This window comes from Aeromonas aquatica (assembly GCF_000764655.1).
In the GTDB taxonomy this organism is placed as follows: domain Bacteria; phylum Pseudomonadota; class Gammaproteobacteria; order Enterobacterales; family Aeromonadaceae; genus Aeromonas; species Aeromonas aquatica.
Genome location: NZ_JRGL01000007.1, coordinates 113,892 through 139,322, shown reverse-complemented (window position 1 = coordinate 139,322; position 25,431 = coordinate 113,892). Strand labels below are relative to the sequence as shown.

At 63.2% G+C, this 25,431-nt stretch carries 23 protein-coding genes; 8 read left to right on the top strand and 15 right to left on the bottom strand.

Features of this window, described 5'->3' with window-relative positions:
- Window positions 1-114: 114 nt before the first annotated feature.
- Window positions 115-1,260, bottom strand: a complete 1,146-nt coding sequence (gene argE, locus LG30_RS0101275) for an acetylornithine deacetylase (RefSeq protein ID WP_033128894.1) — start codon at window positions 1,258-1,260, stop codon at window positions 115-117.
- A 261-nt stretch (window positions 1,261-1,521) separates the two neighbouring features.
- Between argE and argC the strand changes: the two genes are divergently transcribed.
- From argC to LG30_RS0101245, 6 genes are all read left to right on the top strand, one after another.
- Entirely contained in the window at window positions 1,522-2,529 is a 1,008-nt protein-coding gene (argC, locus tag LG30_RS0101270; RefSeq protein ID WP_033128893.1) for an N-acetyl-gamma-glutamyl-phosphate reductase, read from the top strand.
- Window positions 2,530-2,552: 23 nt separating this feature from the next.
- Window positions 2,553-3,332, top strand: a complete 780-nt coding sequence (argB, locus tag LG30_RS0101265; RefSeq protein ID WP_033128892.1) for an acetylglutamate kinase — start codon at window positions 2,553-2,555, stop codon at window positions 3,330-3,332.
- Window positions 3,333-3,357: 25 nt separating this feature from the next.
- Window positions 3,358-4,281, top strand: coding sequence for an ornithine carbamoyltransferase (locus LG30_RS0101260; RefSeq protein ID WP_033128891.1), 924 nt, complete (start codon window positions 3,358-3,360; stop codon window positions 4,279-4,281).
- 55 nt (window positions 4,282-4,336) lie between these two features.
- Window positions 4,337-5,572: an argininosuccinate synthase gene (locus tag LG30_RS0101255; RefSeq protein ID WP_033128890.1), complete on the top strand. Its 1,236-nt coding sequence runs from the start codon at window positions 4,337-4,339 to the stop codon at window positions 5,570-5,572.
- 224 nt (window positions 5,573-5,796) lie between these two features.
- On the top strand, window positions 5,797-7,179 hold the full coding sequence (argH, locus tag LG30_RS0101250; RefSeq protein ID WP_033128889.1) for an argininosuccinate lyase: 1,383 nt from the start codon (window positions 5,797-5,799) through the stop codon (window positions 7,177-7,179).
- 146 nt (window positions 7,180-7,325) lie between these two features.
- Entirely contained in the window at window positions 7,326-7,955 is a 630-nt protein-coding gene (locus tag LG30_RS0101245; RefSeq protein WP_033128888.1) for an FMN-binding negative transcriptional regulator, read from the top strand.
- Between the two features lie 112 nt (window positions 7,956-8,067).
- Here LG30_RS0101245 and LG30_RS0101240 read toward each other — a convergent pair whose 3' ends face one another.
- From LG30_RS0101240 to LG30_RS0101200, 9 genes are all read right to left on the bottom strand, one after another.
- Entirely contained in the window at window positions 8,068-8,280 is a 213-nt protein-coding gene (locus tag LG30_RS0101240; RefSeq protein ID WP_033128887.1) for a hypothetical protein, read from the bottom strand.
- 161 nt (window positions 8,281-8,441) lie between these two features.
- Window positions 8,442-8,783, bottom strand: a complete 342-nt coding sequence (locus LG30_RS0101235) for a DUF1294 domain-containing protein (RefSeq protein ID WP_033128886.1) — start codon at window positions 8,781-8,783, stop codon at window positions 8,442-8,444.
- Window positions 8,780-9,370, bottom strand: a complete 591-nt coding sequence (locus LG30_RS0101230) for a sugar O-acetyltransferase (RefSeq protein ID WP_033128885.1) — start codon at window positions 9,368-9,370, stop codon at window positions 8,780-8,782. The genes LG30_RS0101235 and LG30_RS0101230 overlap by 4 nt, the downstream gene beginning before the upstream one ends.
- Before the next feature lie 84 nt (window positions 9,371-9,454).
- On the bottom strand, window positions 9,455-10,705 hold the full coding sequence (locus tag LG30_RS0101225) for an MgtC/SapB family protein (protein ID WP_033128884.1): 1,251 nt from the start codon (window positions 10,703-10,705) through the stop codon (window positions 9,455-9,457).
- Window positions 10,706-10,933: 228 nt separating this feature from the next.
- Window positions 10,934-11,770: a transporter substrate-binding domain-containing protein gene (locus tag LG30_RS0101220; RefSeq protein ID WP_033128883.1), complete on the bottom strand. Its 837-nt coding sequence runs from the start codon at window positions 11,768-11,770 to the stop codon at window positions 10,934-10,936.
- A complete protein-coding gene (locus LG30_RS0101215; protein ID WP_033128882.1) occupies window positions 11,767-12,528 on the bottom strand; it encodes an amino acid ABC transporter ATP-binding protein in 762 nt (253 codons plus the stop codon). The genes LG30_RS0101220 and LG30_RS0101215 overlap by 4 nt, the downstream gene beginning before the upstream one ends.
- Window positions 12,525-13,187, bottom strand: coding sequence for an amino acid ABC transporter permease (locus tag LG30_RS0101210; RefSeq protein ID WP_033128960.1), 663 nt, complete (start codon window positions 13,185-13,187; stop codon window positions 12,525-12,527). The genes LG30_RS0101215 and LG30_RS0101210 overlap by 4 nt, the downstream gene beginning before the upstream one ends.
- Window positions 13,188-13,391: 204 nt before the next feature.
- Window positions 13,392-14,057: an amino acid ABC transporter permease gene (locus LG30_RS0101205; RefSeq protein ID WP_033128881.1), complete on the bottom strand. Its 666-nt coding sequence runs from the start codon at window positions 14,055-14,057 to the stop codon at window positions 13,392-13,394.
- Window positions 14,054-15,265: a threonine synthase gene (locus tag LG30_RS0101200; protein WP_033128880.1), complete on the bottom strand. Its 1,212-nt coding sequence runs from the start codon at window positions 15,263-15,265 to the stop codon at window positions 14,054-14,056. Before LG30_RS0101200 ends, LG30_RS0101205 begins: the two co-directional genes overlap by 4 nt.
- A gap of 324 nt (window positions 15,266-15,589) precedes the next feature.
- On the opposite strand from LG30_RS0101200, the gene LG30_RS0101195 reads away from it, so the two are divergent.
- The gene (locus tag LG30_RS0101195; RefSeq protein ID WP_033128879.1) at window positions 15,590-17,737 is read left to right on the top strand and encodes an AsmA family protein; all 2,148 of its coding nucleotides are present in this window, start codon (window positions 15,590-15,592) and stop codon (window positions 17,735-17,737) included.
- A gap of 202 nt (window positions 17,738-17,939) precedes the next feature.
- Here LG30_RS0101195 and LG30_RS0101190 read toward each other — a convergent pair whose 3' ends face one another.
- On the bottom strand, window positions 17,940-18,167 hold the full coding sequence (locus LG30_RS0101190; protein WP_033128878.1) for a hypothetical protein: 228 nt from the start codon (window positions 18,165-18,167) through the stop codon (window positions 17,940-17,942).
- 328 nt (window positions 18,168-18,495) lie between these two features.
- On the opposite strand from LG30_RS0101190, the gene LG30_RS0101185 reads away from it, so the two are divergent.
- Window positions 18,496-19,230 carry an SDR family oxidoreductase gene (locus tag LG30_RS0101185; protein ID WP_033128877.1) on the top strand — a complete coding sequence of 245 codons (735 nt, stop codon included), beginning with the start codon at window positions 18,496-18,498 and terminating at the stop codon, window positions 19,228-19,230.
- 36 nt (window positions 19,231-19,266) lie between these two features.
- On the opposite strand, the gene LG30_RS0101180 is transcribed toward LG30_RS0101185, so the two are convergent.
- From LG30_RS0101180 to LG30_RS0101165, 4 genes are all read right to left on the bottom strand, one after another.
- Window positions 19,267-20,361, bottom strand: a complete 1,095-nt coding sequence (locus tag LG30_RS0101180) for a type I restriction endonuclease (RefSeq protein WP_033128876.1) — start codon at window positions 20,359-20,361, stop codon at window positions 19,267-19,269.
- A 262-nt stretch (window positions 20,362-20,623) separates the two neighbouring features.
- Entirely contained in the window at window positions 20,624-23,509 is a 2,886-nt protein-coding gene (gene glnE / locus LG30_RS0101175) for a bifunctional [glutamate--ammonia ligase]-adenylyl-L-tyrosine phosphorylase/[glutamate--ammonia-ligase] adenylyltransferase (protein WP_033128875.1), read from the bottom strand.
- Window positions 23,510-23,652: 143 nt separating this feature from the next.
- Entirely contained in the window at window positions 23,653-24,099 is a 447-nt protein-coding gene (locus LG30_RS0101170) for a GNAT family N-acetyltransferase (RefSeq protein ID WP_033128874.1), read from the bottom strand.
- A 71-nt stretch (window positions 24,100-24,170) separates the two neighbouring features.
- Window positions 24,171-25,421, bottom strand: a complete 1,251-nt coding sequence (locus LG30_RS0101165; RefSeq protein WP_033128873.1) for a methyl-accepting chemotaxis protein — start codon at window positions 25,419-25,421, stop codon at window positions 24,171-24,173.
- Window positions 25,422-25,431: the final 10 nt, after the last annotated feature.

Sequence of the window (25,431 nt, the reverse complement as noted above, 5' to 3'; positions counted from 1 at the left end):
ACAATCTACTCGGATTGTCTGCGCAAGGTCAAATAACAGGCCGATTCAGAACATGTATTTCCCTCACCTGTCCCTGGGCGCCATGTCATGTAACTTACTTACATTCCCCTCGATTCAGAGGCAGAAACGCCGGATCAGGTGCTGCAGCACCGCCGTGGTCGGCTTGACGAACGACAGATCCAGATACTCGTCCGGTTGGTGCGCCTGAGCGATATGGCCGGGTCCCATCACTATTGTCTGGCATCCCAATTGCTGGATAAAGGGGGCCTCGGTGCAATAGTTCACGGATTCGGCGGCGCGGCCACTCGCCTTCTCGGCCTCGCGCACCAGCACGGAATCATCGGCGCAGGCGTAAGCGGGGATAGGCTCGTGCAGGTGTTGCAGGTGCAGGCAGCCAGGCTGGTGCACCTCTATGGGGGCGAGCGCCTCCTTGAGCATGCCCATCAGTTCGTCCGGCCCCACCTGCGGGGTGGGCCTCATGTCGATGTGCAGCTCGCAACAGCCACAGATACGGTTCGGGCTGTCTCCACCATGTATGTAGCCCAGATTGAGGGTGGGCTGCGGTACCGCGAACCTGTGGTCGGCGTAACGCTCCTTGAGATCCTGCTGCAGCCTGAGCACCTGGCCCATGGCCTGGTGCATGATCTCCAACGCGTTGACCCCGTTGGCGGGATCCGAGCTGTGGCCGCTCTTGCCCGTGATGCGGATCGCCTCCGACATGTGGCCCTTGTGGGCCACCACGGGCACCAGCCCGGTCGGCTCGCCGATCACCGCGTAGTCCGGCTTGAGCTCGGCCGCCGCGGCGATGGCGCGGGCGCCCGCCATGGTGGTCTCCTCGTCGGCGGTGGCCAGGATGCGCAGCGGCTTGCTGAGGGTGGTCAGGTCGATCTCTTTCAGCGCCTCGACGATGAAGGCGAAGAAGCCCTTCATGTCGATGGTGCCGAGCCCATACAGGCGGTTGCCCTCCTCGGTCACCTTGAAGGGATCCTTGCTCCAGCCCCCCTCATCGAAGGGCACCGTATCGGTGTGGCCCGCCAGCAGCAGGCCCCCTTCCCCCTGGCCATAGGTCGCCACCAGGTTGAACTTGCCGGGCAGCTCCGGCAGCGCCGTCACCTCGCAGTGGAAGCCGAGCTGGCCGAACCAGTCGGCCAGCAGCCGGATCACCGCCTCGTTGCTCTGATCCCAGCGGGGATCCGTGCTGCTGATAGAGGGAATCGCAATAATATTCTTATAAAGTGAAAAAAAATCCAGATTGGCCATCAGCTGCTCCTTGCGTCCCCGGAATGTTTCTGTTAGAAAATACAAATGCAAAGTGAGTGCATGAATATTCTTTTCGAGTACTCATCGACAAGGCTTCTAGTTGTAAGGGAAAGTTAATGTTCTGTCACCTGATCTATAACCGACGACACACACCCGCCTGATTTGCCCCTCCGCACTCGTTGCATCAAAGGGGCGATAGCTCACCCCTTGCACCGCAGCACCATGCTGTGAACTTCGAACTCAGACTTGGAATATTCAACAATGCTTAACACCGTTATCGTCGGTGCCAGTGGCTACGCGGGAGCCGAACTGGCCGCACTGGTCCAGAACCACCCACAACTCAAGCTGTTCGGCCTCTATGTGTCGGCCGGCAGCCAGGATGCGCACAAGCGTTTCTCTTCCCTCCATCCCCAGTGGGTCGGTGCGCTGGATCAGCCGCTGCTGCCGCTGGACGATGACGGCATGACCCGGATCCTGACCCAGGCCGATCTGGTGCTGCTGGCCACCGCCCACGAGGTGAGTGCCGAGCTGGCGCCCAAGTTCCTGGCCAAGGGGCTGCCGGTGTTCGATCTATCCGGTGCCTTCCGGGTCAGGGATCAGCAGTTCTACGCCTCCTTCTACGGCTTCACCCACCAGAGCGAGCAGTGGCTGGATCAGGCCGCCTACGGTCTGGCTGAGTGGAATGCCGATGCCATCAAAGCCGCCCAGCTGATTGCGGTGCCCGGTTGCTACCCGACCGCCTCCCTGTGCGCCCTCAAGCCGCTGCAGCAGGCCGGGCTGATTGCCAAGGGGTGGCAGCCCATCATCAACGCGGTCTCCGGGGTCTCCGGGGCTGGTCGCAAGGCTGCCATCAGCACCAGCTTCTGCGAGGTGAGCCTGAATCCTTACGGCACCTTCAACCACAGACACCAGCCGGAGATCAGCCACCACCTGGGCAAGGAGGTGCTGTTCCAGCCCCACCTCGGCAACTATGTGCGCGGCATCCTGGCCACCATCTATGTGCAGCTGGCGGACGGCGTGACGGCGACCCAGGTGGATCAGGCCTTCCTCAAGGCCTACGAGGGCAAGCCGCTGGTGCGTCTCACCGGCCAGATGCCCTCCATCCGCGGCGTGGCGAGCACCCCCTATTGCGACATCGCCTGGCAGCAGCAGGGCAACATGCTGGTGGTAGTCTCCGCCATCGACAACCTGCTCAAGGGGGCCGCCTCCCAGGCCATCCAGTGCATAAATATCAAGTTTGGTTTTGAACCGGCCACCGGCCTGATTTAACGCTTTAAGGAAGGATCGAGAAGATGGACAAGCAGACGCTGGTAATCAAGTTAGGTGGGGCGCTGATCGAGAATGACGAGGCGCTGACCGCCCTGTTCGCCACCCTCAAAAGCTTCTTGGATGAGCAGCACCGCCCCCTGGTGCTGGTGCACGGCGGCGGCTGCCTGGTGGATGACCTGCTCAAGGGCCTGGGGCTGACTTCCAGCAAGAAGAACGGCCTGCGGGTCACCCCCTTCGAGCAGATCCCCTTCATCGCCGGCGCCCTGGCGGGGACCGCCAACAAGATGATGATGGCCAAGGCCATTGCCACCGGCATCCCGGCGGTGGGGCTCTGTCTGGCCGATGGCGGCCTGTGCCAGGTGACCCAGCTCGACCCGGATCTCGGCGCCGTGGGTGATTGCCAGCCGGGCAACTCGGCGCTGGTGCAGGGCATCCTGGGTCAGGGCTTCCTGCCGGTGGTGAGCTCCATCGGCATCACCGCTGCCGGCCAGCTGATGAATGTCAACGCGGATCAGGCGGCCACGGCGATTGCTGAGGCGCTCGGCGCCGATCTGGTGATGCTGTCCGACGTGAGCGGCATCCTGGATGGCAAGGGCAAGCTGGTGCCGCAGCTGAACAAGGCGACCGCGCTGGATCTGATGGAGAAGGGGGTGATCAGCGACGGCATGGCGGTCAAGGTGAAGGCCGCGCTGCACGCCGCCGAGACCCTGGGCAAGCCGGTCTGCGTCGCCAGCTGGCGCTACCAGGATCAACTGCTCAAGCTGCTGGCCGGCGGTGCAGTCGGCACCCAAGTCACCCTCTAACCCTGGCCGGAAAAAGGAACATCCGATGCAACATCTTCTGAAAGATAGCGATCTGAACAAATCCCAGATCCTGGCGCTGATCGCGCTGGGCAAGGCGGTCAAGGCGGATCCGATAAAGTACGGCCAGGCGCTGGCGGGCAAGAGCGTGGTCACCCTGTTCGAGAAACCCTCCCTGCGCACTCGCGTCACCTTCGACATCGGCATCGCCCGCCTCGGCGGCCACAGCGTCTATCTGGATCAACAGAACGGCGCGCTCGGCAAGCGGGAATCGGTGAAGGACTTCGCCGCCAACCTGTCGCGCTGGTGTGATGCCATCGTCGCCCGGGTGTTCGATCACCAGACCCTGGTCGAACTGGCCGAACATGGCACAGTGCCGGTGGTGAACAGCCTGTGCAACCTCTACCACCCCTGCCAGGGGCTGGCGGACTTCATGACCATCAGCGAGCAGTATGCGGATCTGTCGAAGGTGAAGCTCGCCTACCTCGGCGATGGCAACAACGTCAGCCACTCCCTGCTGCTGCTGGGGGCCACCCTGGGCACCGACGTGACCCTGGTCTGCCCCAAGGGCCACGGCCCTGATACCCAGATCTTCCTGCAGGCCCAGGCGCTGGCGGCCCAGTCCGGTTCGCACATCCACATCAGCGATGACGTGGGCGCCATCGAAGGCTTTGACGTGGTTTACACCGATACCTGGGTCTCCATGGGTGACAGCACACCAATGGAGCAGGTAAAAGATATCTTCATGCCTTATCAGATCAACCAGGCCTTGCTCGACCGCACCGGCATCCAGCATGTGCTGCATTGCCAGCCGGCGCACCGGGAGCTGGAGATCACCTCGGAGGTCATGGACGGACCAGCCTCCCTCATCATGGATGAGGCAGAAAACCGTATGCATATCCAGAATGCCGTGCTGCTGACCTTGTTTGGACATGGTCAGGGTCATAAGTAAGCCGGCGACCGACCCTGAATTACCTATTTAATCGAATCATCATGGAGAGAAGTAAATGAGCGGAATCAACAAGATCGTACTGGCTTACTCGGGCGGACTGGATACCTCGGCCATCATTCCCTGGCTGAAAGAGAACTATGACGCGGAGATCATCGCCTTCGTCGCCGACGTCGGTCAGGAGCGTGACGATCTGGAAGGGATCGAGCAGAAAGCCATCGCCTCCGGTGCCACCAAGTGCATCGTCAAAGACTTGCGCGAAGAGTTCGTCAAAGAGTACGTCTATCCGACCCTGAAGACCGGTGCCGTCTACGAAGGCACCTACCTGCTGGGCACCTCCATGGCCCGTCCCATCATCGCCAAGGCGATGGTGGAAGCGGCCCTGGCGGAAGGCGCCGACGCCATCTCCCACGGCTGTACCGGCAAGGGTAACGATCAGGTGCGTTTCGAAGGCGCCGTGGCCGCCCTGGCACCCCAGCTGAAGGTGATCGCCCCCTGGCGTCTGTGGGACATGCGCTCCCGGGAAGATCTGCTGGCCTATCTGGAAGCCCGCGACATCCCCTGCAAGGCGACCCTGAAGAAGATCTACAGCCGTGATGCCAACGCCTGGCACATCTCCACCGAGGGTGGCGAGCTGGAGAGCACCTGGAACGAGCCGTCCGAAGCGGTCTGGCAGTGGACCGTTTCCGCCGAGCAGGCACCGAACGAGCCGGAATACGTCAAGCTGACCGTGGCTCAGGGTGAAGTGGTCGCCGTTGACGACCAGCCGCTGAGCCCGCACCAGATCCTGACCACCCTGAACGAGCGTGCCGGCAAGCACGGCGTGGGCCGCATCGACATCACCGAAAACCGGATGGTGGGCATGAAGTCCCGTGGCTGCTACGAGACCCCGGGTGGTACCGTGATGGTCGCCGCGCTGCGCGCCGTGGAAGAGCTGGTGCTGGACAGACCGACTCGCGCCTGGCGCGAGAAACTCGGTGCCGAGTTCTCCCACCTGGTCTATGACGGTCGCTGGTTCACCCCGCTGTGCAAAGCCATCGTCGCCTCCGCCAACGCCATCGCCGAGGATCTCGACGGTGAAGTGGTGCTGAAGATGTACAAGGGCCAGGTCACCGCGGTGCAGAAGAAGTCGCCGAACAGCCTCTACTCCGAAGACTTCGCCACCTTCGGCGCCGACGAGGTGTACGACCAGAGCCACGCCGAAGGCTTTATCCGTCTCTACACCCTGGCCAGCCGTATCCGCGCCATGAAGGAACAGCACCAGTCCATCGGCGGCGACCATACCCACGGTTAAGCCCTGGCTTGACCCGCTGATACCGGTGAGGGGGCTTGGCCCCCTCGTTTATAAGCGGCGGCTTGGCCCCCTCACTTATAACAGGCGGGTAAGCAGCGGGTTGTGATGACAGCGGCAGCGCCTTGGCCGCGTCTGTGAGATAACAGGCTCGCAGATAAACAAGGCCAGATTTCAAGTTCGGCAGGCGCACAGGCGCCGCCGGCAACGCATTCAAGGAGAGCAGTATGGCACTTTGGGGTGGACGCTTCAGTCAGGGAGCCGATAGCAGGTTCAAGCAGTTCAACGATTCGCTGCGGTTCGATTACCGGCTGGCGGAGCAGGATATCCAGGGCTCCATGGCCTGGGCCCGCGCCCTGGTCAAGGTGGGCGTCTTGACCGCCGATGAGCAGGCGCAGTTGCAGCAGGCGATGGAGGTGCTGCTCGCCTCGGTGCAGCAGGATCCCCAGCAGATCCTGAGCTCGGATGCCGAAGACATCCACTCCTGGGTCGAGGGCAAGCTCATCGATGCCGCCGGCACCCTGGGCAAGAAGTTGCACACCGGCCGCTCGCGCAACGATCAGGTCGCCACCGATCTCAAGCTCTGGTGCAAGGCGCAGGGTGAGCTGCTGCTCGGCTCCATCACCGCTCTGCAACAGGGGCTGGTGGCCTCGGCGCGTGCCAACCAGGCCGCGGTGCTGCCCGGTTACACCCACCTGCAGCGGGCCCAGCCGGTCACCTTCGCCCACTGGGCGCTGGCCTATGTGGAGATGCTGGAGCGGGACTATTCCCGTCTGCAGGATGCCCTGAAGCGCCTCGATACCAGCCCGCTCGGCTGTGGCGCCCTGGCGGGTACCGCCTACGCCATCGACCGCGAGGCGCTGGCGCTGGACATGGGCTTCGCCGGGGCGACCCGCAACAGCCTGGATTCGGTCTCCGATCGGGATCATGTGGTGGAGTTGATGCACGTGGCGTCCCTCTCCATGACTCACCTGTCGCGCTTTGCCGAGGATCTCATCTTCTACAACACTGGCGAGGCGGGCTTCGTCGAGCTGTCCGACGCGGTCACCTCCGGCTCTTCCCTGATGCCGCAGAAGAAAAACCCCGATGCGCTGGAACTCATTCGTGGCAAGACCGGTCGGGTGGTCGGCGCCCAGATGGGCATGCTGATGAGCCTCAAGGCGCTGCCGCTGGCCTACAACAAGGACATGCAGGAAGACAAGGAAGGGCTGTTCGATGCCCTCGACACCTGGCACGACTGCCTCGACATGGCGGCGCTGGTGCTGATCGATCTCAAGGTGAACGTCGAGCGCACCAAGGCGGCGGCGCAGGGCGGCTACGCCAACGCCACCGAGCTGGCGGACTATCTGGTGGCCAAGGGGATCCCGTTCCGCGAGGCGCACCATATCGTCGGTGAGGTGGTGGTCCACGCCATCGGCGTGAAGAAGCCGCTGGAGGAGCTGTCGCTGGCAGAATTCCAGCGCTTCAGCCCGGTGGTCGGCGAGGATGTCTATCCCAACCTGGAGCTGGAAGCGACCCTGGCCAAGCGGGTCGCCAAGGGTGGCGTCGCCCGCGAGCTGGTGGATGCGGCCCTCGACGCCGCCGAAGCCTGGCTGGCCAAGCGCAGCTGACGGCAGACCTGGATGAGAAAGAGAGGGCCCAGGCCCTCTTTTTTTATTCCTCGTTGGGCTATCGCGCGTCGCCTTCGAACGGGTGAGAATGGGCATCCAGCCTGGTGCCCTTGCACGGAAGCACCACCACAGCACAAGGAGTCTGCATGTACCTGCCATCCCATTTCGCCGCCGCCGATCCCGAGGCGCTGCATCAGCTTGTTCGAGCCCATCCATTGGGGGCTTTGGTCACCCATGGCGAGCAGGGGCTGGATGCCAATCACCTGCCGTTCGAGTTCGATGCCGGGGAGGGGGAACATGGCGTCTTGCGCGCCCATGTGGCGCGCAACAACCCGCTCTGGCAGGAGGTGAAGGAGGGGGACGAGGTGCTGGTGATCTTCAAGGCGGTCGACGGCTATGTCTCCCCCAGCTGGTATCCGAGCAAGCAGGCACATCACCAGCAGGTGCCGACCTGGAACTATGCGGTGGTCCATGCTCACGGCCGTATCCGGGTGCGGGACGATGCCCGCTTCGTGCGTCGCCTGCTGGCGAGCCTGACCCGGGTCCATGAGGCTGCCGAGCCCGCGCCCTGGAAGATGGCGGATGCACCGAGAGACTATATCGAGGCCATGGTGCAGGCCGTGGTGGGCATAGAGATCGCGGTCAGCCAGCTGGTGGGCAAGTTCAAGCTGAGTCAGAACAAGGAGGAGGGGGACCGGCTGGGAGCCATAGATGCTTTGCAGGAACGTGGGCATGGGGCGCTGGCAGAGGCGATGCAACGTGGACCATCCCGCTAAAGGCAGTGATAAACACCAACCCTGCTACATATAGCGAAACGGCAACCTGTTGGTTGCCGTTTAAACGAAATATTTCGCTGCCTGCTGGCGCCGTGTCGTCAGCTCCTGAGGCTTAAAGCTCCTTGAATGGCCGCCGCTTTTCCTCTTCGATAACGATGGCCTCCAGGTTGGCGACCCGATCCTGCAACTCCTTGATGATCATGTCCTGCTTGCCGAGGCGGTCGGTGATACGGGCATCCCCCAGCTGGTAGCGGGCGCGCTTGCCGAGGTAGCCAAACAGCACGCTGATAAAGACGATCAGGACTATGCCTGTCCACATGGTCATAACGGACTCCTTTCGTTCACGAGTGCGTGACTGAGTAATCACCCTCATTCTCGGCCCTTCTCCCGCCAGAAGGGAAGGGAAAAACGGTGGTCATATTGGCCTGCACTGTTCTGCCCCAAGCAGAGCTATCCCAAGGAGAGCCATAAGGGGAAGATGAGCCTTCAGCCTCCCTGCCAGAGCGGCCGGCCGACCCAGAGCCCCCACAGGGTCAGGTGCAGCAGCACGATAAACCAGAACACCAGCCGATAACTTCCCTTCTGGGTCTTGTGGCGCAGCCAGTGGCGGGCGATCAGGGCGCCGGGCCAGCCGCCGAGCAGCTCCAGCAGGTGCAGGCGGGATTCCGGGATGCGCCAGCCGCCACGGATGGCCTGGCGCTTGTCGTGGGCGTAGGCGAGCGCGGTGAGCAGGCTCATGGTGGTGACCAGGGCCAGCGGCCACCAGTTGGCGTCCTGAATGCCGAGCCAGCCGGTCCAGATCAGGGGCAGCAGGGCGAGCCAGATCATGAGACGAGCGCCGGATCCCGGGGCTCATCCGGGTTGAGGGTGCGGATGACCTTGGCCGGGTTGCCCACGGCCAGCGAATCCGCGGGAATGTCGCGGGTCACCACGGCGCCGGCCCCTATGATGGAGCGTGGCCCTATGGTGACGCCGGGGCAGATGATGGCGCCGCCCCCGATCCAGCAGTCATCGCCGATGTGGACCGGCTTGTTGTAGGCGGTCCAGTTGCGGCGTTCCAGGTGGTTCATGCTGTGGGTGGCGGTGTAGATCTGCACGTTCGGGGCCAGCAGCACGTTGTTGCCGATGTGCACTTCGCCGACGTCCAGTATGGTGACGTTGAAGTTGAAGAAGGTCTTCTCGCCCAGATGGATGTTGCGGCCGAACTCGCAGATGAAGGGGGAGCTTATCCAGCAGGAGCTCGGGCACTGGCCGAACAGCTCGCCGCACAGGCGCTGGCGCGTCTCATGATCCCCCGCCGGGGTGGCGTTGAGGCTGGCCAGCAGGGCCTGGCCGCGAATGCGGTCGTTCGCTATCTCCTCGCTCTGGCTGTCCAGGGCGCCGCCCGCCAGTACCTTGTCCCAATCGCTTGCCATGCTCGTCTCTCCTCCTGTGCCAAGAGGCGCCAGTATACCCCTGTTGGCGGGGTCCGTCAGGAGCCCTTGGCCAGGTTTGGCCGCTCAGAGCAGGGGCAGGATCAGCAGCGCCGAGACCAAGTAGGGCAGCATGACCCGCATCCCCAGCCGGCGCCCTCCTATCACCAGGGCCAGCAGCCCCTTCACCAGGGAGTTGACCAGGCCGGCCAGCAGGATGCCTCTAGCCGCCACCTCCAGCGCCAGATCCTTGTGGGCGAGCTGGGAGAGGGAGAGCGTGATGGCGTCTACGTCGGTGATGCCGGAGACCAGCGCGAGCAGGTAGACCCCGGAGTCGCCCACCCTGCTCTGCAGCAGTGTGGCCATGAAGCCGATCAGCGCCAGCAGCAGGCCGAACTTGATGGCGGTCGCGAGATCCAGCGGATTGCTGGTTTCCGGCTGCACCGGGTTGTCGCTCATCTCCTCGCGCTGGCGCCAGAACCAGAAGGCGAAGCCGTAGACGGTGGCGGCCAGCAGCAGCAGGGGGAGGGCGAGGCGGAGCGCCAGCTCGTTGTGGATCAGCAGCACCAGCACCAGCAAGCGCAGCCACATGGTGGCCCCCGCCAGCAGTATGCCGGTGGCCAGCAGCCGCTCCAGCCCGGGCTGCGCCTTGTTGAGGCGAGCAAACTGCAGGGTGAGAGCGGTGGAGGAGGCGAACCCCGCCAGCATGCTGGTGAGCACCAGCCCGGAGCGGGTGCCGAGCAGGCGCACCGCGAAGTGGCCCGAGAAGGAGATGCCGGCGATCACCACCACCATCAGCCAGATCTTGAAGGGGTTGAAGGCATTGAGGGGGCCCATCTCGACGTCGGGGAGCACGGGCAGCAGCACCAGGGAGATGAGCAGGAAGCGCAGGGTGGCGTGAAACTCGGTCTCGCTTAAAAACAGCATACCCTGCTGGATCTTGCCCTTGAGCCCCATCAGCAGGGCGGCCAGCACGGCGCAGGCCACCGCCTCGCGCGGGCTTTGCAGCACCGACATCAGCCCCAGCAGATAGGTGAGCACCATGGCCACCGAGCTGGTGAGGCCAAATTCCCCTTGCCAGCGCTGGGCCAGCCAGACCGAGAGGCCGCAGCCTGCCACCACCGCCAGCAGGCCGAGCAGCGGCAGCCAGGGGCCCAGGCCCGGCAGCAGCAGGGCGCAGACGCCGCCGAGCAGGCCGATGAGGCCATAGGTCCGCATCCCGGCGATGCGCTGGTTGTCCCCCAGCTGGCGTACCTGCCAACCGCGCTCCAGCCCTATGATGAGCCCGATGGCCAGTGACACCAGGGCGCCGTAGACGGGTTCCGCCTCGATCCACATGGGGTTCTCCTCTCGTTGCTGTCCCTGTCAGGATGGCACAGGCGCCGGGCGGACAGGGGGAGCTGGCTCACAGCGCGAGTACGGCGACTTGCCCCTGTTCCGACAAGTAAAAAAAAGGCGCCCCCCATGCAGGGGACGCCTGTAAAGCCAAACCTCGCGGCTGGCGGACCAACGGAACCAAAGGATCACAGACTTCACACACTCAGCACTTCCTCGGGGTGGCGGGGCTCAACCCTGCCATTTGCCTCCTTCCACTATCACGTCGTTGGGATTGGTGTCGGCGCTCAACTTGTCGCGCACATACTGGTCGTAGAGCTTGAGCAGGTATTTCTCTTCCCCCAGCTTGGCGAGACGGTCGTTGACCCAGTCACGCAGCTCGATATTGCCCTTCTTCACCGCCGGCGCGATCGGATCTTCCGAGCCCAGCTTCTGGGGCAGCACGCGATAGCCCGGATTCTCCTTGGCCCAGCTGAACAGCACCAGGTTGTCCTGGGCATAGGCATCGCCACGGCCCTGGGCCAGGGCCTGCAGGGATTCAGAGTTCTTCTCGAACTTGAGCAGCTTCCAGTCCGGGTGATTGCGGGTCAGCCAGATGTCCGCCGTGGTGCCGGTGGTGACGATAAGCCGCTTGCCGGCCAGATCGTCGAGCTTCTTGGCGTCGCTGCCTTCCGGCACCAGCACCTGTACCGCCACTCGCAGGTTCGGGTTGGTGAAGTCCACCACCTCGCGCCGCTCCGGGGTCACCGTCATGTTGGCGAGGATGAGATCCACCTTGTCGCTCTGCAGGAAGGGGATGCGGCTGGCGGGTTCCACCGCCACGAACTCGACCTTGTTCTCGTCCCCCAGCAGGTCCTTGGCGAAACGGCGACCCAGATCGGTGTCAAAGCCGACGTAGTTGCCCTTCTCGTCCACATAGCCGAAGGGGGGCTTGTCGGTGAAGACGCCGACGATGAGCTTGTCGCGGGCCTTGATCTTGGCGAGGGAACCGTCCTCCGCCTGGGCGGCGCCGCTGGCGATACCCAGGCCTATCAGTGCACTGAACAGAACCGAAGTGATTATTTTCATGCTGACTCCTTTCGTTTGATGACAGTTGTATAAGAAAACTTGGCGAGGAACTGGCGCGCACGCGGGCTCCTTGGGTTGTCGAAGAACTGGCGGGGAGGAGCCTGCTCCAGGATCTGGCCCTCCTCCATGAAGAGGATGCGATCCGCCACCGCCCGAGCGAAGGCCAGCTCGTGGGTGACGATGAACAGGGTCATGCCGCTGCCGGCGAGATCGCGGATCACCTCCAACACCTCCTGCACCATCTCGGGATCCAGGGCGGCGGTGACCTCGTCAAACAGCATCACCTGGGGATTCATGCACAGGGCCCGCACTATGGCGATGCGTTGCTGCTGGCCGCCGGAGAGCTCGCGCGGATAGGCGTGGCGCTTCTCCCAGAGGCCCACCCGGGTCAACAGCTGTTCCGCCTGCTGCAGGGCCTCCTGCCGCTCCCGCTTTTGCACCTGGAGGGGGCCGAGCAGCACGTTCTCCAGCACCCTCAGGTTGGGGAAGAGGTGATAGCTCTGGAACACCATGCCGATGCGCTGGCGCAGCCGCTGCCAGTCGGTATCTGCATCGAGGGGCTGGCCATCGAAGCGGATCTCGCCGCCTTGAATGGGCTCGAGCCCGTTGAGGGTGCGCAGCAGGGTGCTCTTGCCGCAGCCGCTCGGCCCCAGGATGACGATCACCTCGCCGGCCTGTACCTTGAGGCTGACCTCGTCCAGTACCCGGTTTTGGCCGAATTGTTTGCTGACAGCATTGAGTTCAAGCAGAGGTGTCATACCGCATTACCCCATTTTTGCTCGAGCCGGCGCGAGGCGAGCGAGAGCGGATAGCAGACCAAAAAGAAGAACAGGAACAACAGGCCGTAGATAAGCAGCGAGGCATAGGTGCGCTCTATGATCTGCTGGCCCACCTTGATCACCTCCACCACCCCGATCAGCACCGCCAGGGAGCTGGTCTTGATGATGCGGGTGTGAATGTTGATGGTCGGCGGCGTCAGCCGTTGCAGTGCCTGGGGCAGCAACACGTGACGATAGAGGTGCCAGCGGGAGAGGCCCAGGGCCAGCCCGGCCTCCTGCTGACCACGGGCCAGGGATCCCAGGCCGCCGCGCACCACTTCCCCCACCTCGCTCGCCCCCCACAGAGAGAGCACCAGCACGGCGCACCAGAAGGCCGGGATGTCGAGGCCGAAGACGATGGGCAGCCCGAAGAAGAATAGATAGAGCCACACCAGCACCGGCACCACCCGAAACAGCTCGAGATACAGCCGCAATACACCCTGGGTCAGTTTGCCCCCTTGCTGCGCCAGCACGCCGTAAGCGACGCCGCCCAGGGTGGCGAACAGGATGGCGAGCAGGGAGATGGCGAGGGTCTGGCCCGCGCCAATTGCCAGTAGGGGCAGCGCCTGACTCAGCAACTCAGAAACCGGAGTGGCCATGCTCATCCCTCCCTTCCAATGTGCGCAGTGTGGGTGACGGCAGCGGTCGAATGATCCGTGCCCACATAGGGAGCCGTGACTGCATCAGCGACTCAGTGACCGAACTGACCATATTGAACCCTCCTTTCCCATGCGTGCAGGGTGGACGATGGCAACGGCAGAAAGATCAGTGTCCATATCGGGATCCGCGCCTGCATCCGCGACTCAGTAACCGAACTGACCATGTTGCAGCCTCCTCTCCAGCGCTCGCAGGGCGAGGGACAGCGGCAGGAAGATCAGCACGCACATCAGGGTCAGCATCGCCAGCATCTCGTAGGTCTTGTAGTAGAGGGCGATGTAGTTCTTGGTGGTGTAGAGCAGCTCCGGCACCGCCACCGCGGAGGCCACGGTCGTCTCTTTCAGCAGGAAGATGAAGTTTGCAAACAGCGCCGGCAGGCTGGCGAGCCAGGCCTGAGGCAACTGCACGTGGCGCAGCAGTTGCCAGCGGGAGAGGCCGATGGCCTGGCCCGCCTCCAGTTGGCTGTGGGGCACAGCTTGCACCCCGGCCCGCAGCGCCTCTGTCAGGTAGCCGCCGCCGAGGAAGGTCATGGCGATCACCGCAGTGGCAAAGCCCGACAGGGACAGCCCCAGCGCCGGCAGCCCGAAGTAGAGGAAGAACAGCTGGATCAGCAGCGGCGTGTTGCGGGCCAGCTCCACATAGCCGCGCACCAGGGCACTGAGCGCTGGCTTGTGCAGCCCGAGCAGCGTCACATTGAGCAGGGCCACCACGAGGGAGGTGAGGATCACGATGGTGCCAAGCTGCAAGGTGACCCAGACCGACTTGCCGAAGGCGGGCAGGGTGGAGAGGATGAAGGCCCAGTCGAAGGTCATGCGGGGATCCTCCCGTCACGGCGCAGCCGCTGAGGCAGCACAGTGATGGCGTCCGGATACTTGATGCCGGCGCCGGTGTTGAGCACCACCACCCGCTCGTGCTCCTTGATCCAGCCCGCTTCCCGTAATTGGCGGGCGGCGGCGAAGGCGGCGGCTCCCTCCGGGCAGACGAAGCTGCCCTCACGGGAGGCGAGCTGGCGGATCTCCGCCTGGATGGCCCTGTCGTCCACGGCGATGGCATAGCCGTTGGTGCTGTAGAGGGCGTCGAGCACCAGAAAGTCCCCCAGCGCCTTGGGCACATTGATACCAAAGGCCAGGGTCTGGGAGTCCGGCCAGAACGTCGACTCGCTGGCTCCCTGCTGCCAGGCCTGCACTATGGGGGCGCAGCCGCTCGCCTGCACCGCCACCAGTCGGGGCAGCTCCCCTTTTATCCAACCGAGCTCCTGCAATTCCCGCAGCGCCTTGTAGATGCCGATGAGACCGACCCCGCCGCCGGTGGGGTAGAGGATCACGTCCGGCAGGGTCCAGCCAAGCTGCTCGGCGATTTCCAGCCCCATGGTCTTCTTGCCCTCGATGCGGTAAGGCTCCTTCAGGGTGGAGGCGTCGAACAGAGACTGCTCCGCCACCGCCTGGGCCACCTGACGGCCGGCATCGCTGATGAGGCCGTCCACCAGATAGAGGCGGGTACCGGCCAGGGAGGTCTCCAACCGGGTGATGGCGGGTGCCGCCTGGGGCATGACGATGGTGCTGCGCAGTCCGGCGCGAGCACCGTAGAGCGCCCATGCCGCGCCGGCATTGCCGTTGGTGGGCATGGCGAAGTGAGTGACGCCGAGCTCGCGGGCTCGGGACACGCCGACCGCGGCGCCACGGGCCTTGAAGGAGCCGGTGGGGATGATGCTCTCATCCTTCATCCAGAGATCCGGGATACCTATCTGCTTGCCCAGCGTCGGCAGGGGCAACAGCGGGGTGAAGCCCTCTCCCAGGGTGACCACCTGGGCGGGATCGCGCACCGGCAGCAGCTCGTGATAGCGCCACAGGGTGGCGGGGCGCCCCAGCAGATCGGCCGGCCGCCAGACCTGTTTCAGGGCCTCGAGATCGTAGCTGGCAAGCAGCGGTGCCCCGACCCGGCTCAGTTGCTGGGGCTGATCGGCATCATGGATCTCGCCTGTCTTGCTGCAGCGCAGATGTGAGAGATAGCTGTACGGCATGGAATATCCTGAGCGGGTCGCTGTGGTCAGTCAGTTATGCCATCCTGTGACCCAAGTGCCGGATAACAAACAAAATAAAGCGCAAAACCAAAGTGAAAAACCTGATATGCCGGGGCGGGTGGCTGGCCCGGCGTCCGGTGGCATCGCTTTTTGGGGAGGGCGTCGGCGGCCGCCAGGGCCATGAATTCGGGGTCTCCGGGAGGGGGCCAGAGGGGACGGCCGCGACCATCCCTGTCTCGGTATTTCCCCGTTTTGGCGGCAGTGCGCCATCTGTCATCCCCCCGGTGGTATAGTCAGCCACAGGATCTGCATTGAGGAGCCATCGTGAAGAAGATCATCTACATACTGCTGGGGCTGGCGTTGGCCGCCCTGATCGCCATCGCCGCCCTGGTCAGCCTGATCGACCCGAACCAGTTCAAACCCCAGCTGGCGGAGCAGGTGAAAAAGAACACGGGCCGCGAGCTGGTGATGGCGGGGGATATCGGCTGGCGCTTCTGGCCGAGCCTCGGCCTCTCTCTCGAGAAGGTTGCGCTGCGCAACCCCGCCGGTTTTGCCGAGCCGGATCTCATCCGGGTCGAGCGGGGGGACGCCTCGGTCGCCCTGCTGCCGCTGCTCTCTCACCGGCTGGAGATAGGCGAGATCACCTTGAACGGGGCCCATCTCTTCATCCAGACCCGGGCCGATGGCAGCTCCAACCTGCAGGATCTCGTCCTGGATCGGAGCAAGAACGTACCGCCCGCGGGCGACACCCCGGCGCCGGCCAGCCCGGTTACCGGGAAGGAGGGCCAACCCTGGCAGATCGAGTTGCAGGGGGTGGTGCTTGAGCAGGCCAGCGCCCTGGTGCGGGACGATCACAAGGGCACCGAGTCTCGCCTCGAGCGGCTCGACCTCAATCTGGGCAGGCTGACCCTGGGTCAGTGGGTGCCAGTGACCCTGGCCGCCAAGGGAGAGCAAGGCAAGCTGGCCTTCGAGCTCAAGGGGCAGGCACAGATCAAGCTGGCCGAGGATGCACGGGACAGCGCGCTGAAAGAGCTGACCCTGAGTGGCAGCCTGAGTGCGCCGGCGCAGCGACTGGATGGCTTCAGCCTCAAGGCCGATCGACTGGCGCTGGGGGAGTGGAGCAGCCTGATCCTGAGCCTGAACGGCGCCGAGGGGGCTGGGGATCAGCCGGCCCTGGCCGGCTCGCTGGAGGGTACCCTCAAGGCGCGGCTCGACAAGGATCTGCAACTGCTGGAGGTCTCGGATGCGGTGCTGAGCGCCAACCTGAAGGGGGAGTCCCTGCCGCGCCCGCAGCTGGCCCTCAAGCTGGCGGGCTTTGCCCGCGCCGAGCTGGACAAGCAACTGATCACCCTGAGCAACCTGGTGATGGGGGCGGATGATGCCCTGCTCAGCGGCAACGGCACAGTGCGACTGGGGGCCGTGCCCAGAGTGGAGTTCGATCTCAAGGGGGACAAGCTGGATCTCGACGGCTGGCTCGGCAAGCAGGGCGAGGCCAAGGCTGCCGCCCCGTCGCTGGCGACCGCCAGCCCGGCACCCGCTGCGCCCGCTCAGGGGGCACAGGCTCTCTCCTCGGTGGAGCCTGACTTGAGTGTGCTCAAGCTGGTGGATCTGGCCGGGCGGTTGCAATTGGGCAACCTGAGGGTAAAGGGGCTGGATCTCAGCGCCGTCGATCTGCGGCTCGCCTTGGCCGGGGGTCAGCTCAGCTTCAGCCAGTTCAATGCCGGGGTGGCCGGTGGCCAGGTGAGCGCCAACGGGGTGCTCGATGCCCGCCAGCAGCCCGCCAGCTATCAGGTCCACAAACGGGTGCAAGGGGTGGATGTGCGCCCGCTGCTGCAGACCCTGGCCCAGAGCGATCTGCTGGAAGGCAAGGGGGATCTCGAGGTACAGGTGCAGGGTCATGGCCTGTCCGAGCAGGCGTTGCGCAGCCAGATGCAGGGCAAGGTCAGCCTGGCCCTGCACGATGGCGCCCTGCACGGCGTCAACCTGGCACAGATGATCCGCGAGGCGCGGGCTACCCTGACCGGCAAGGGGGCGGAGCAGGTCAAGGAGGTGCGCAAGACCGACTTCAGCGCCCTCACCGCCAGCTTCCAGCTGGCGAACGGGATCGCCAGCAGCAACGACATTCAGCTGGCCGCTCCGGCCCTGCGGGTGCAGGGGCAGGGGCAGACGGCGCTGGTGCCCGAGACCCTCGACTTCCTGTTTTTGACCTCGGTGGTCGAGAGCAGCAAGGGGCAGGGGGGCAAGACGGTGGATGAGCTCAAGGACATCAGCATACCGGTGCGCATCGGCGGCCACTGGCAAGCTCCCAGCTACCGGCTCGATGTGAAGGAGCTGCTCAGCGACAACAAGGTGCTGGAGGAGAAGGCCCGCAAGGAGGCCGAGCGCGGCCTCAAGAAGCTGCTGGGGGACAAGGCCGACGATGAGGGGATCAAGGGGGTGGCGGATCAACTGCTCAAGGGGTTGTTCAAGTAAACGTCGTCAGCTGTGATCGTCATGACAACGGGCCCATCGGGCCCGTTTTGTTTATCCGTCAGGCGGTGATCCGGTCCTTGCAACCTCGAGCGGAGATTGCCGTCAAAGGCGATTACGCAGCCAGGCATCGGCGGAAAAGAGCCCAAAAAAACAGGCCGGTTGCCTTGTCAGGCACCGGCCATGCAAGTGTGGCGTCGCCCTCTTAGCGAACCTTGCCACCCTTGGCGTTGCACTCTTCCCGGGTCATGCTGCGGGTGCTCTGATCCTTGCAGACGGACTGACCCGTGCAGCTGTTCGCCGCCATACACTGAACCTGATCCTCGCCATGCTGCCCCGTGTTGGCGGCCATGACTGCGCCGGAGAGGGAGACAGCCGCCATCGCCAGAGCGGCGACGGCCAGACGGTTGAGGGTGTTGCGGATTGCGTGCATCTTCTACTCCTTGGACATTTCGGCACCCGGCCAATCTTGGTCGGGTGTCCGCATGACGTCATCTTGGTGAGAAGCTGACCTCCGGCACTGCTCTCGGGGAGGCGGTGACTCACGGATCCTATTACGATCCGGCTGGTGCAACTGGATCATTCCGGGTCGCGCCGACGACGCTCATTCAACAAGACCGGTGTGATGACCGCTCGCGTTCATGAAAAATGCACCTGTTGGGGCGCCTCACGACAAGGAATACAGACCATGGCCGCCGTTGCAGTTGGCCGATCATGGGGTAGTATCGAGAGCCAGCAAGGGTGCTGAACAAGGAGGCGTGATGAACAGGATTGCACTGATCACCGGGGGTGGCAGAGGGATAGGGGCGGCGACCGCTCGCCATCTGGCGAGGCAGGGCTACCGGCTCTGCATCAACTATCGCCAGGACAAGGGGTCAGCCGAGGCGCTGGTGGCCGAGATCCGCGAGGGTTTCGCTGTCTCCTGTATCGCGGTGCAGGCCGATGTCAGCGTCGAGGCCGAGGTGGTGCGATTGTTCGACGAGATGGACGCCCGGCTCGGGCCCATCACCCATCTGGTGAACAACGCCGGCATCTTGCAGCCCCAGATGAGAGTGCTGGAGATGAGCGCCGAGCGGATCAACAAGACCCTGACCACCAATGTGACCAGCTGTTTCCTCTGCTGCCGCGAGGCGGTGCGCCGCATGGTGCCGGGTTGCGCCATCGTCAACGTCTCCTCCGCCGCCGCCCGGCTCGGTTCGGCGGGGGAGTACGTGGACTACGCCGCCTCCAAGGGGGCCATCGATGTGCTGACCAGGGGCCTGTCCCTGGAGGTGGCGGCCCAGGGGATCCGGGTCAACGGGGTGCGCCCCGGCTTCATCCATACCGAGATGCACGCCGATGGCGGTGAACCCGGCCGGGTGGAGCGGGTGAAGGGAAATATTCCGCTGCTACGGGGTGGCCAACCGGAGGAAGTCGCTGCCGCCATCGCCTGGCTGCTGTCCGACGAAGCCTCCTACGCCACCGGCACCTTTATCGACGTGGCCGGCGGACGATAAAAATATTGGGGAGGGCTAGCCCTCCCCAGATCTGAATCATTCGTAGACAGCTGTGGCCGTCAGTAGCCGATCCGCAAAGGTAAAGATTTCATCGATTGAACCGATGGGATGCCTAGTCTCTTTTTTATCGGTATCAAACAACCCAATATATTTCTGCTTAGAGTTGAAATGCAGCCTACACAGTGGTTTACGGTTATTGTCATCAAGCAGAATGCCGAAATAGCTCTGAGTGTCTCTCGCCGCAATTCTGGTAACATCAAATTGTTGTCTTAGAATGGCTTTTACGACATTGAAACCGTCTATCTCTTCAATGCTTGTATCCACCTTTGACTTTTCAGTATTGTCATTGGTTGACTCGGAATCATCATTTTGCGGAATGTTGTCGGCCATATGCTGAACCGCCGAAGCACTAACGCTGCTACCAATGGCCGATTTCAGCCTGGCATTGATACTGTCGTTAAGGAATTGAATAAGAGCCTTTCTAGTTATATCCGTAAAGGATTGCTTCACTTTTGCGGTAAGCACACCATCATATATCCGGGACGCGAAGAACCTTACAAAATCTTCCTCTGGTGAGTTAAATTGTTCAGCTAATAGCTTTTTAATTTGGCTCAGATATTTTAATTCACCTGCCGCATCGACCACTGACTCGACGTCAAAGGCTGTCTTTGTTAGCTTGAGAACCTCTGGCACCACATGCTCATCAATATCTTCCAAGTCCAGAGTGAGAAATGGTTTTTCGTCCATTTTGTTGGGAGCGTCGAGATCGGTATAAAACTCATATTGAGCACCGTTGGTCAATATACCAATCCGTGCATTGGTGACCGAAAAATATCGGAAAAGCTGACCAGAGTGCTTCATTGATAGCTTTTCACTGTATTTTTTACATTCAACCAGAATTTGAACCTGCCCATCCTTCAGAATGGCATAGTCAACTTTCTCTCCCTTTTTTATACCCGTGTCAGCAGTAAACTCTGGGATCACTTCTGTCGGGTCAAAAACGTCATAACCGAGCACGCGGCTGAGAAATGGCATGACGAATGCATTTTTTGTCGCCTCTTCGGTGGCGATCATGGAAGACTGCTGGCTGATTTTTTTGGCGAGGCTCTGAAGTTGTTCTGAAAAGTCCATATCTGTCTCTCTACATAGCTGTTCAGTGTGGGTACTGTTATTCGTAACTGTTTTTCTGTGGCTCCCCGATAAACATGGGAGATCTTCATCTCGACTCAATACTCAGCAAAGTTCCATAGGAAGCCAAGGTATGAATGTTGGAAACAAGATCCAGCTCACCACTATTGAGGAACATGTTAGATATATAGAAAGGTGTTAGGGGATAGTTCAGTATTGAAGAAGGGGCGCCGCGGCGCCCCTTCTCTTTAACTTCCCCAGTGACTTATTCCCCGAGCTGCTGTCGCCAGACTGCCAGCACATGGCCCCGCTCGACCAGCAGTTGATCGTCTCTCACCTTGCGGGAGATCTCCGATAGGTTGAGGCGATGGCCCAGGTTGCGGATCTCCAGATAGGCCTGCTTCAGGTTTTCCGCCTGCTCCAGGCTGAGTACCCCCGCCAGTACGCACTCATCGAAGATGCGCACGTTATCGGACCAGCGGGTGAGGGCGTCCGGTTCGCCATTGGCGTGGGCCAGCACCAGGTACTGGGCGATGAACTCGATGTCCACCATGCCGCCGGGGGACTGCTTGAGATCGAACTCCCCCTCGCCCGCTTTGAGCAGGTGATCCCGCATCTTGTGGCGCATCTCGCGCACCTCGCGGGCCAGGGTGGGCAGGTTGCGCTCCCTGGCGAGCACGGCGCGCCTCACCTCGGCAAAGGCGGCCTGGATGGCGTCATCGCCGTAGATGGGACGGGCCCGCACCAGCGCCTGATGCTCCCAGGTCCAAGCGTCGTTCTGCTGGTATTGCTCGTAGGCGGAGAGGGAGGAGACCAGCAGGCCGGCGTCGCCACTGGGGCGCAGCCGCATGTCGATCTCGTAGAGGATCCCGGACGGAGTGCGGGTGCTGAACAGGTGCAGTATGCGCTGGGCCAGGCGCAGGTAGAACTGGCGGCTGTCGATGGGCTTGCGGCCATCGGTATAGCTGTTGGGATCCCCGCCGTGCAGGAACACCAGATCGAGATCCGAGCCGTAGCCGAGCTCGATGCCGCCGAGCTTGCCATAGGCCACCACGGCGAAGCCGCGCCGGCCGCTCAGGGTCACCTCGGGGGGCACCCCGTAGCGCTCGCTCATCTGGGCCCAGGCCTGGTTGACCACCTCCTCTGTGATGGCCTCCGCCAGCCAGGTGAGGTGGTCGCTCACCTTCATCAGCGGCAGGGCACCGGCGATGTCGGCGGCGACGATGCGCAAGAGCTGCACCTGCTTGAACTGGCGCAGCGCCTCCATCTGCTGCTCCACGTCCTCCTCGGGGATGCGCAGCAGGAACTGGCGCAGCTGGGGTTTGTACTGATCCAGCGGGGTCGGGTGGTAGAGGTGCTGGGGATCCAGCAGCTCGTCCAGCAAGATGGGGTAGCGGGCGAGCTGCTCGCTCACCAGGTGGCTGGCATCGCACAGTCGCACCAGCTGGCGCAGGGCGGCGGGGTTTTCCGCCAGCAGTTGCAGATAGGCGCTGCGGGTGAAGATGCGGGTCAGCAGGGTGCAGACCCGCTCGAACAGCCGTGCCGGTTGCTCGCTGGCCACCACCAGCCGCAGTAGCTCTGGCATCAGGGCGTCCAGGGCGACGCGTCCCTGGGGGCCGACCTGGCGACGCCGGTACTCCTCCTTGAAGCGCAGCAGGGCGGCGCACAGCGGGACCGCATCATTCACCCCCTGCGCCCCTAGCAGCTTCTCCAGCTCGGCGGCGTCGAGTTCGGTGCGCCACAGATCGAGCCAGAGCTGATCCAGATGGGAGGGCACTTCCTTCTCTTCCCCCACCACGGCGACGAACTCCTGATGGACGGCGGACATCTCCTCGTCGAGATGGGCCATAAAGGCACCCCAGTCTTCAAAGCCGAGGGAGGCTGTCAGCCGCTGGCGATCCCGCGGCTCTATGGGCAGGGTCTGGGTCTGCTGATCCCCTATCTCCTGCAGTATGTTCTCGACCCGACGCAGGAAGCGGTAGGCACCGAGCAGCCGCGCGCAGCGTTCACCGTCGAGGGCACCACAGGCGTCGATGGCCGCCAGCGCCTCGGGCAGGTGGCGCACCCGCAGGGCGGGCTCGCGGCCGCCGCGGATGAGCTGCAACGCCTGGGCGATGAACTCCACCTCGCGAATGCCGCCGGCACCGAGCTTGATGTTGCCCTCCAGCCCCTTGCGGCGCACCTCGGCGGCGATCATCGCCTTCATCTGGCGCAAGCCGTCGATGACCCCGAAGTCGATATAACGGCGGAACACGAAGGGGCGCAGCAGCTCGGTGAGGGCCTGGGCGTGTTCACACTGGGCGCCCAGCACCCGCGCCTTGACCATGGCGTAGCGCTCCCAGTTGCGGCCGTGGTGCTGGTAGTAATCCTCCATGGCGGCAAACGAGATCGCGAGCGGGCCCGCCTCGCCGAAGGGGCGCAGCCGCATGTCGACCCGAAACACCTGACCATCCTGGGTCGGCTGGTGCAGGGCATTGATCAGCCGCTGGCCGAGCTTGATGAAGAACTGCTGGTTGGCCAGCTCCCGCCGTCCGCCGACGGTGTAGCCGTTCTCCGGGAAGGTGAAGATGAGGTCGATGTCGGAGCTGAAGTTCAGCTCGCCGCCGCCGAGCTTGCCCATGCCGAGGATCAGCAGCGGCTGGGGATCCCCGTTGCCATCCACCGGGGTGCCGAGTTCGCCGCACTGTTTGGCATAGAGCCAGTCGCGGGCGCCGCAGATCAGCGCATCCGCGAGCTTGGTGAGATGGATAAAGCTCTCTTCGACCTCGGCATGACCCAGCAGCTCGCGCCAGGCGATCACCAGCATGCGGCTGCGTCTGAATTGACGCAGGGCGCACTTGAGCGTCTCCTCGTCGTTCACCCCGGCGAGCAGTGTCGCGAGATCCGGCTCATAGGCGGGCCAGCGCGCTTGCCGTGCGAGATCCCCCGACGCCAGGGTCTGCCACAGCAGTTCAGGCTGCTTGATGAGGGAATCTGAGACGAAGTCGGAGAGGCCGAACAGGGTGAGCAGTGTTTGCTGCTGTTCCAGGGGCAGATCCCCATAGTCGGGGGCCAAGGCGAGCAGCCGTTGCCACTGGCGCCGGGCCTGATCTTGCAACAAGGGAGGAAGAGCGGGGGAAACAGACGAGAGAGAAGAGGGATGCTGGGCCACGGTTGCCGTCCTTGTGATTAACGGATCTGCACATTGAGTAGAAATATCGGCAGCCAATCTATCACTGCCGCCCCGCCTCGTCACAGGTCGAGGAAAAGAACCATGATCCGACAAGGAAAATGGTCGCTCGGGGCGGCAAGGGCTTAAGTGCGCCGATAGATCTCGGGATCGTATTTCTCCATCAGGCTGGCGGGACTGGCCGGTGGTGTGAAGCCAAAGCCGGCGTAGAGGCCCTGGGCATCCGAGGTAGCCAGGGAGAGGCGACGCAGCCCCTGCAGATCGGGGTGGGCCAGGATGGCGGCGATCAGCGCCTTGCTGTGGCCCTGGCCACGATGGGCGGGCAGCACGAACACATCAGCCAGGTAGCCGAAGGTGGCCTTGTCGGTGATGACCCGGGCGAAGGCGACCTGCTGGCCCGCCAGATAACCGCCGAAGCAGAGGGAGTGGTTGATGGCGCGCTGCAGGGTCGAGCGCGGGATACCGAGGCACCAGTAGGCCTCCTCGGACAGGAACTGGTGGATCAGCGACACGTCGAGCCGCCCCTTGTCGTCGCTGATCTCCAGTTGGGGAGAGTGTTGTGCTGTCTGCATCCTGGCTCCTTGCCGTGACATGAATAAGAAAGGCCCCTCGCGGGGCCCTCCAGTTTACTCAAATCACGACCTCAGGCCAGCTTGAAGGCCTGGATATGGGAGTCCAGGGTCTGGCTGTGGTGCTCCACCAGTTCGGAGGCCTCACGCAGTTCCCGCAGCACCACCACGGATCCTTCCACCACCTGTTTGACCTGCTCCAGGTTGGTGTTCATCTCCTCGGCGACCGAGCTCTGCTGCTCTGAGGCGGTGGCGATCTGGCGGTTCATGTCGGCCACCCCCTGCACTCGCTGCACTATGGTGGCGAGCTGATTGCCGGCCTGGGTCACCTGCTCCACCCCCTTGTCGGCCTGCTGCACGCTCTGGGCCATCAGATCGACGGCCTGGCGGGCATTGCCCTGCAGCAGTTCTATCATCTTCTGGATCTCGACGGTGGCGGCCTGGGCCCGGTTCGCGAGCTCGCGCACCTCCGAGGCCACCACGGCGAAGCCACGGCCCGCCTCGCCGGCGCGGGCGGCCTCAATGGCGGCATTCAGCGCCAGCAGATTGGTCTGTTCCGAGATGCTGCGGATGGTGTCCACCACAGAGCCGATCCGATCGACCCCTTGTTCCACCGCATTGACCACGTCCGAGGAGCGCTGGATGTTGCCGGACAGAGTGTCTATGGTGCTGACGGTGTCGGCCACGCAGCGGCTGCCCTCCCGGGCAAGCTGGCTGGCGTCGGCGGTGGCGTGGGAGGCCTGCTCCGCATGATTGGCGACCTCTCGAATGGCGCCGACCATCTGGCTCATGGCACTCGCCAGCTGCTCTATCTGGGTGAATTCCTCGTTGATGGCCTCGTTGGCCTCCTCCATGCACAGGGTGACCTGGGAGGCGATGTCGTTGAGCTCCTTGCAGGCGACCCGCTGGGTGCCGAACACCTGCTTGAGATTTTCCTGGGAGTGGGCGACCGCCTTGGCGATGTCGCCGAATTCATCGCGGGACTTGAGCAACACGCTGTGGCTGAGATCCTTGCGCGCGAAGCGCTCGAGCAGCCCCACCAGGTAGTGCACCTGCTTGACCATCAGGCGGGAGCCGGTCAGCAGCAGGACGACGAAGACGACCCCCATCAGCGCCGTCTCCATGACGCCGGTCCAGAGCAGGCGATCGGCGATGGCATTGGCCTTGGTGGCCTCTATCCCTTCCGCCAGCAAAGTGGTCTCCAGATTGCTGGCATCAAACCAGAGCTTGGCCAGCAACAGCAGTGTGCTGAACACCATGAGCAGTACCACTTTGGGCACCAGCCGGATATTGCTCATTCGCCGTTCCAGCGGGTTTAACTGCATAATCTTTCTC

Bases quoted from the DNA above. Each gene is read 5' to 3' on its own strand.
- argE (WP_033128894.1), bottom strand. From the start codon at position 1,260: ATGGCCAATCTGGATTTTTTTTCACTTTATAAGAATATTATTGCGATT.
- argC (WP_033128893.1), top strand. From the start codon at position 1,522: ATGCTTAACACCGTTATCGTCGGTGCCAGTGGCTACGCGGGAGCCGAA.
- argB (WP_033128892.1), top strand. From the start codon at position 2,553: ATGGACAAGCAGACGCTGGTAATCAAGTTAGGTGGGGCGCTGATCGAG.
- LG30_RS0101260 (WP_033128891.1), top strand. From the start codon at position 3,358: ATGCAACATCTTCTGAAAGATAGCGATCTGAACAAATCCCAGATCCTG.
- LG30_RS0101255 (WP_033128890.1), top strand. From the start codon at position 4,337: ATGAGCGGAATCAACAAGATCGTACTGGCTTACTCGGGCGGACTGGAT.
- argH (WP_033128889.1), top strand. From the start codon at position 5,797: ATGGCACTTTGGGGTGGACGCTTCAGTCAGGGAGCCGATAGCAGGTTC.
- LG30_RS0101245 (WP_033128888.1), top strand. From the start codon at position 7,326: ATGTACCTGCCATCCCATTTCGCCGCCGCCGATCCCGAGGCGCTGCAT.
- LG30_RS0101240 (WP_033128887.1), bottom strand. From the start codon at position 8,280: ATGACCATGTGGACAGGCATAGTCCTGATCGTCTTTATCAGCGTGCTG.
- LG30_RS0101235 (WP_033128886.1), bottom strand. From the start codon at position 8,783: ATGATCTGGCTCGCCCTGCTGCCCCTGATCTGGACCGGCTGGCTCGGC.
- LG30_RS0101230 (WP_033128885.1), bottom strand. From the start codon at position 9,370: ATGGCAAGCGATTGGGACAAGGTACTGGCGGGCGGCGCCCTGGACAGC.
- LG30_RS0101225 (WP_033128884.1), bottom strand. From the start codon at position 10,705: ATGTGGATCGAGGCGGAACCCGTCTACGGCGCCCTGGTGTCACTGGCC.
- LG30_RS0101220 (WP_033128883.1), bottom strand. From the start codon at position 11,770: ATGAAAATAATCACTTCGGTTCTGTTCAGTGCACTGATAGGCCTGGGT.
- LG30_RS0101215 (WP_033128882.1), bottom strand. From the start codon at position 12,528: ATGACACCTCTGCTTGAACTCAATGCTGTCAGCAAACAATTCGGCCAA.
- LG30_RS0101210 (WP_033128960.1), bottom strand. From the start codon at position 13,187: ATGGCCACTCCGGTTTCTGAGTTGCTGAGTCAGGCGCTGCCCCTACTG.
- LG30_RS0101205 (WP_033128881.1), bottom strand. From the start codon at position 14,057: ATGACCTTCGACTGGGCCTTCATCCTCTCCACCCTGCCCGCCTTCGGC.
- LG30_RS0101200 (WP_033128880.1), bottom strand. From the start codon at position 15,265: ATGCCGTACAGCTATCTCTCACATCTGCGCTGCAGCAAGACAGGCGAG.
- LG30_RS0101190 (WP_033128878.1), bottom strand. From the start codon at position 18,167: ATGCACGCAATCCGCAACACCCTCAACCGTCTGGCCGTCGCCGCTCTG.
- LG30_RS0101185 (WP_033128877.1), top strand. From the start codon at position 18,496: ATGAACAGGATTGCACTGATCACCGGGGGTGGCAGAGGGATAGGGGCG.
- LG30_RS0101180 (WP_033128876.1), bottom strand. From the start codon at position 20,361: ATGGACTTTTCAGAACAACTTCAGAGCCTCGCCAAAAAAATCAGCCAG.
- LG30_RS0101170 (WP_033128874.1), bottom strand. From the start codon at position 24,099: ATGCAGACAGCACAACACTCTCCCCAACTGGAGATCAGCGACGACAAG.
- LG30_RS0101165 (WP_033128873.1), bottom strand. From the start codon at position 25,421: ATGCAGTTAAACCCGCTGGAACGGCGAATGAGCAATATCCGGCTGGTG.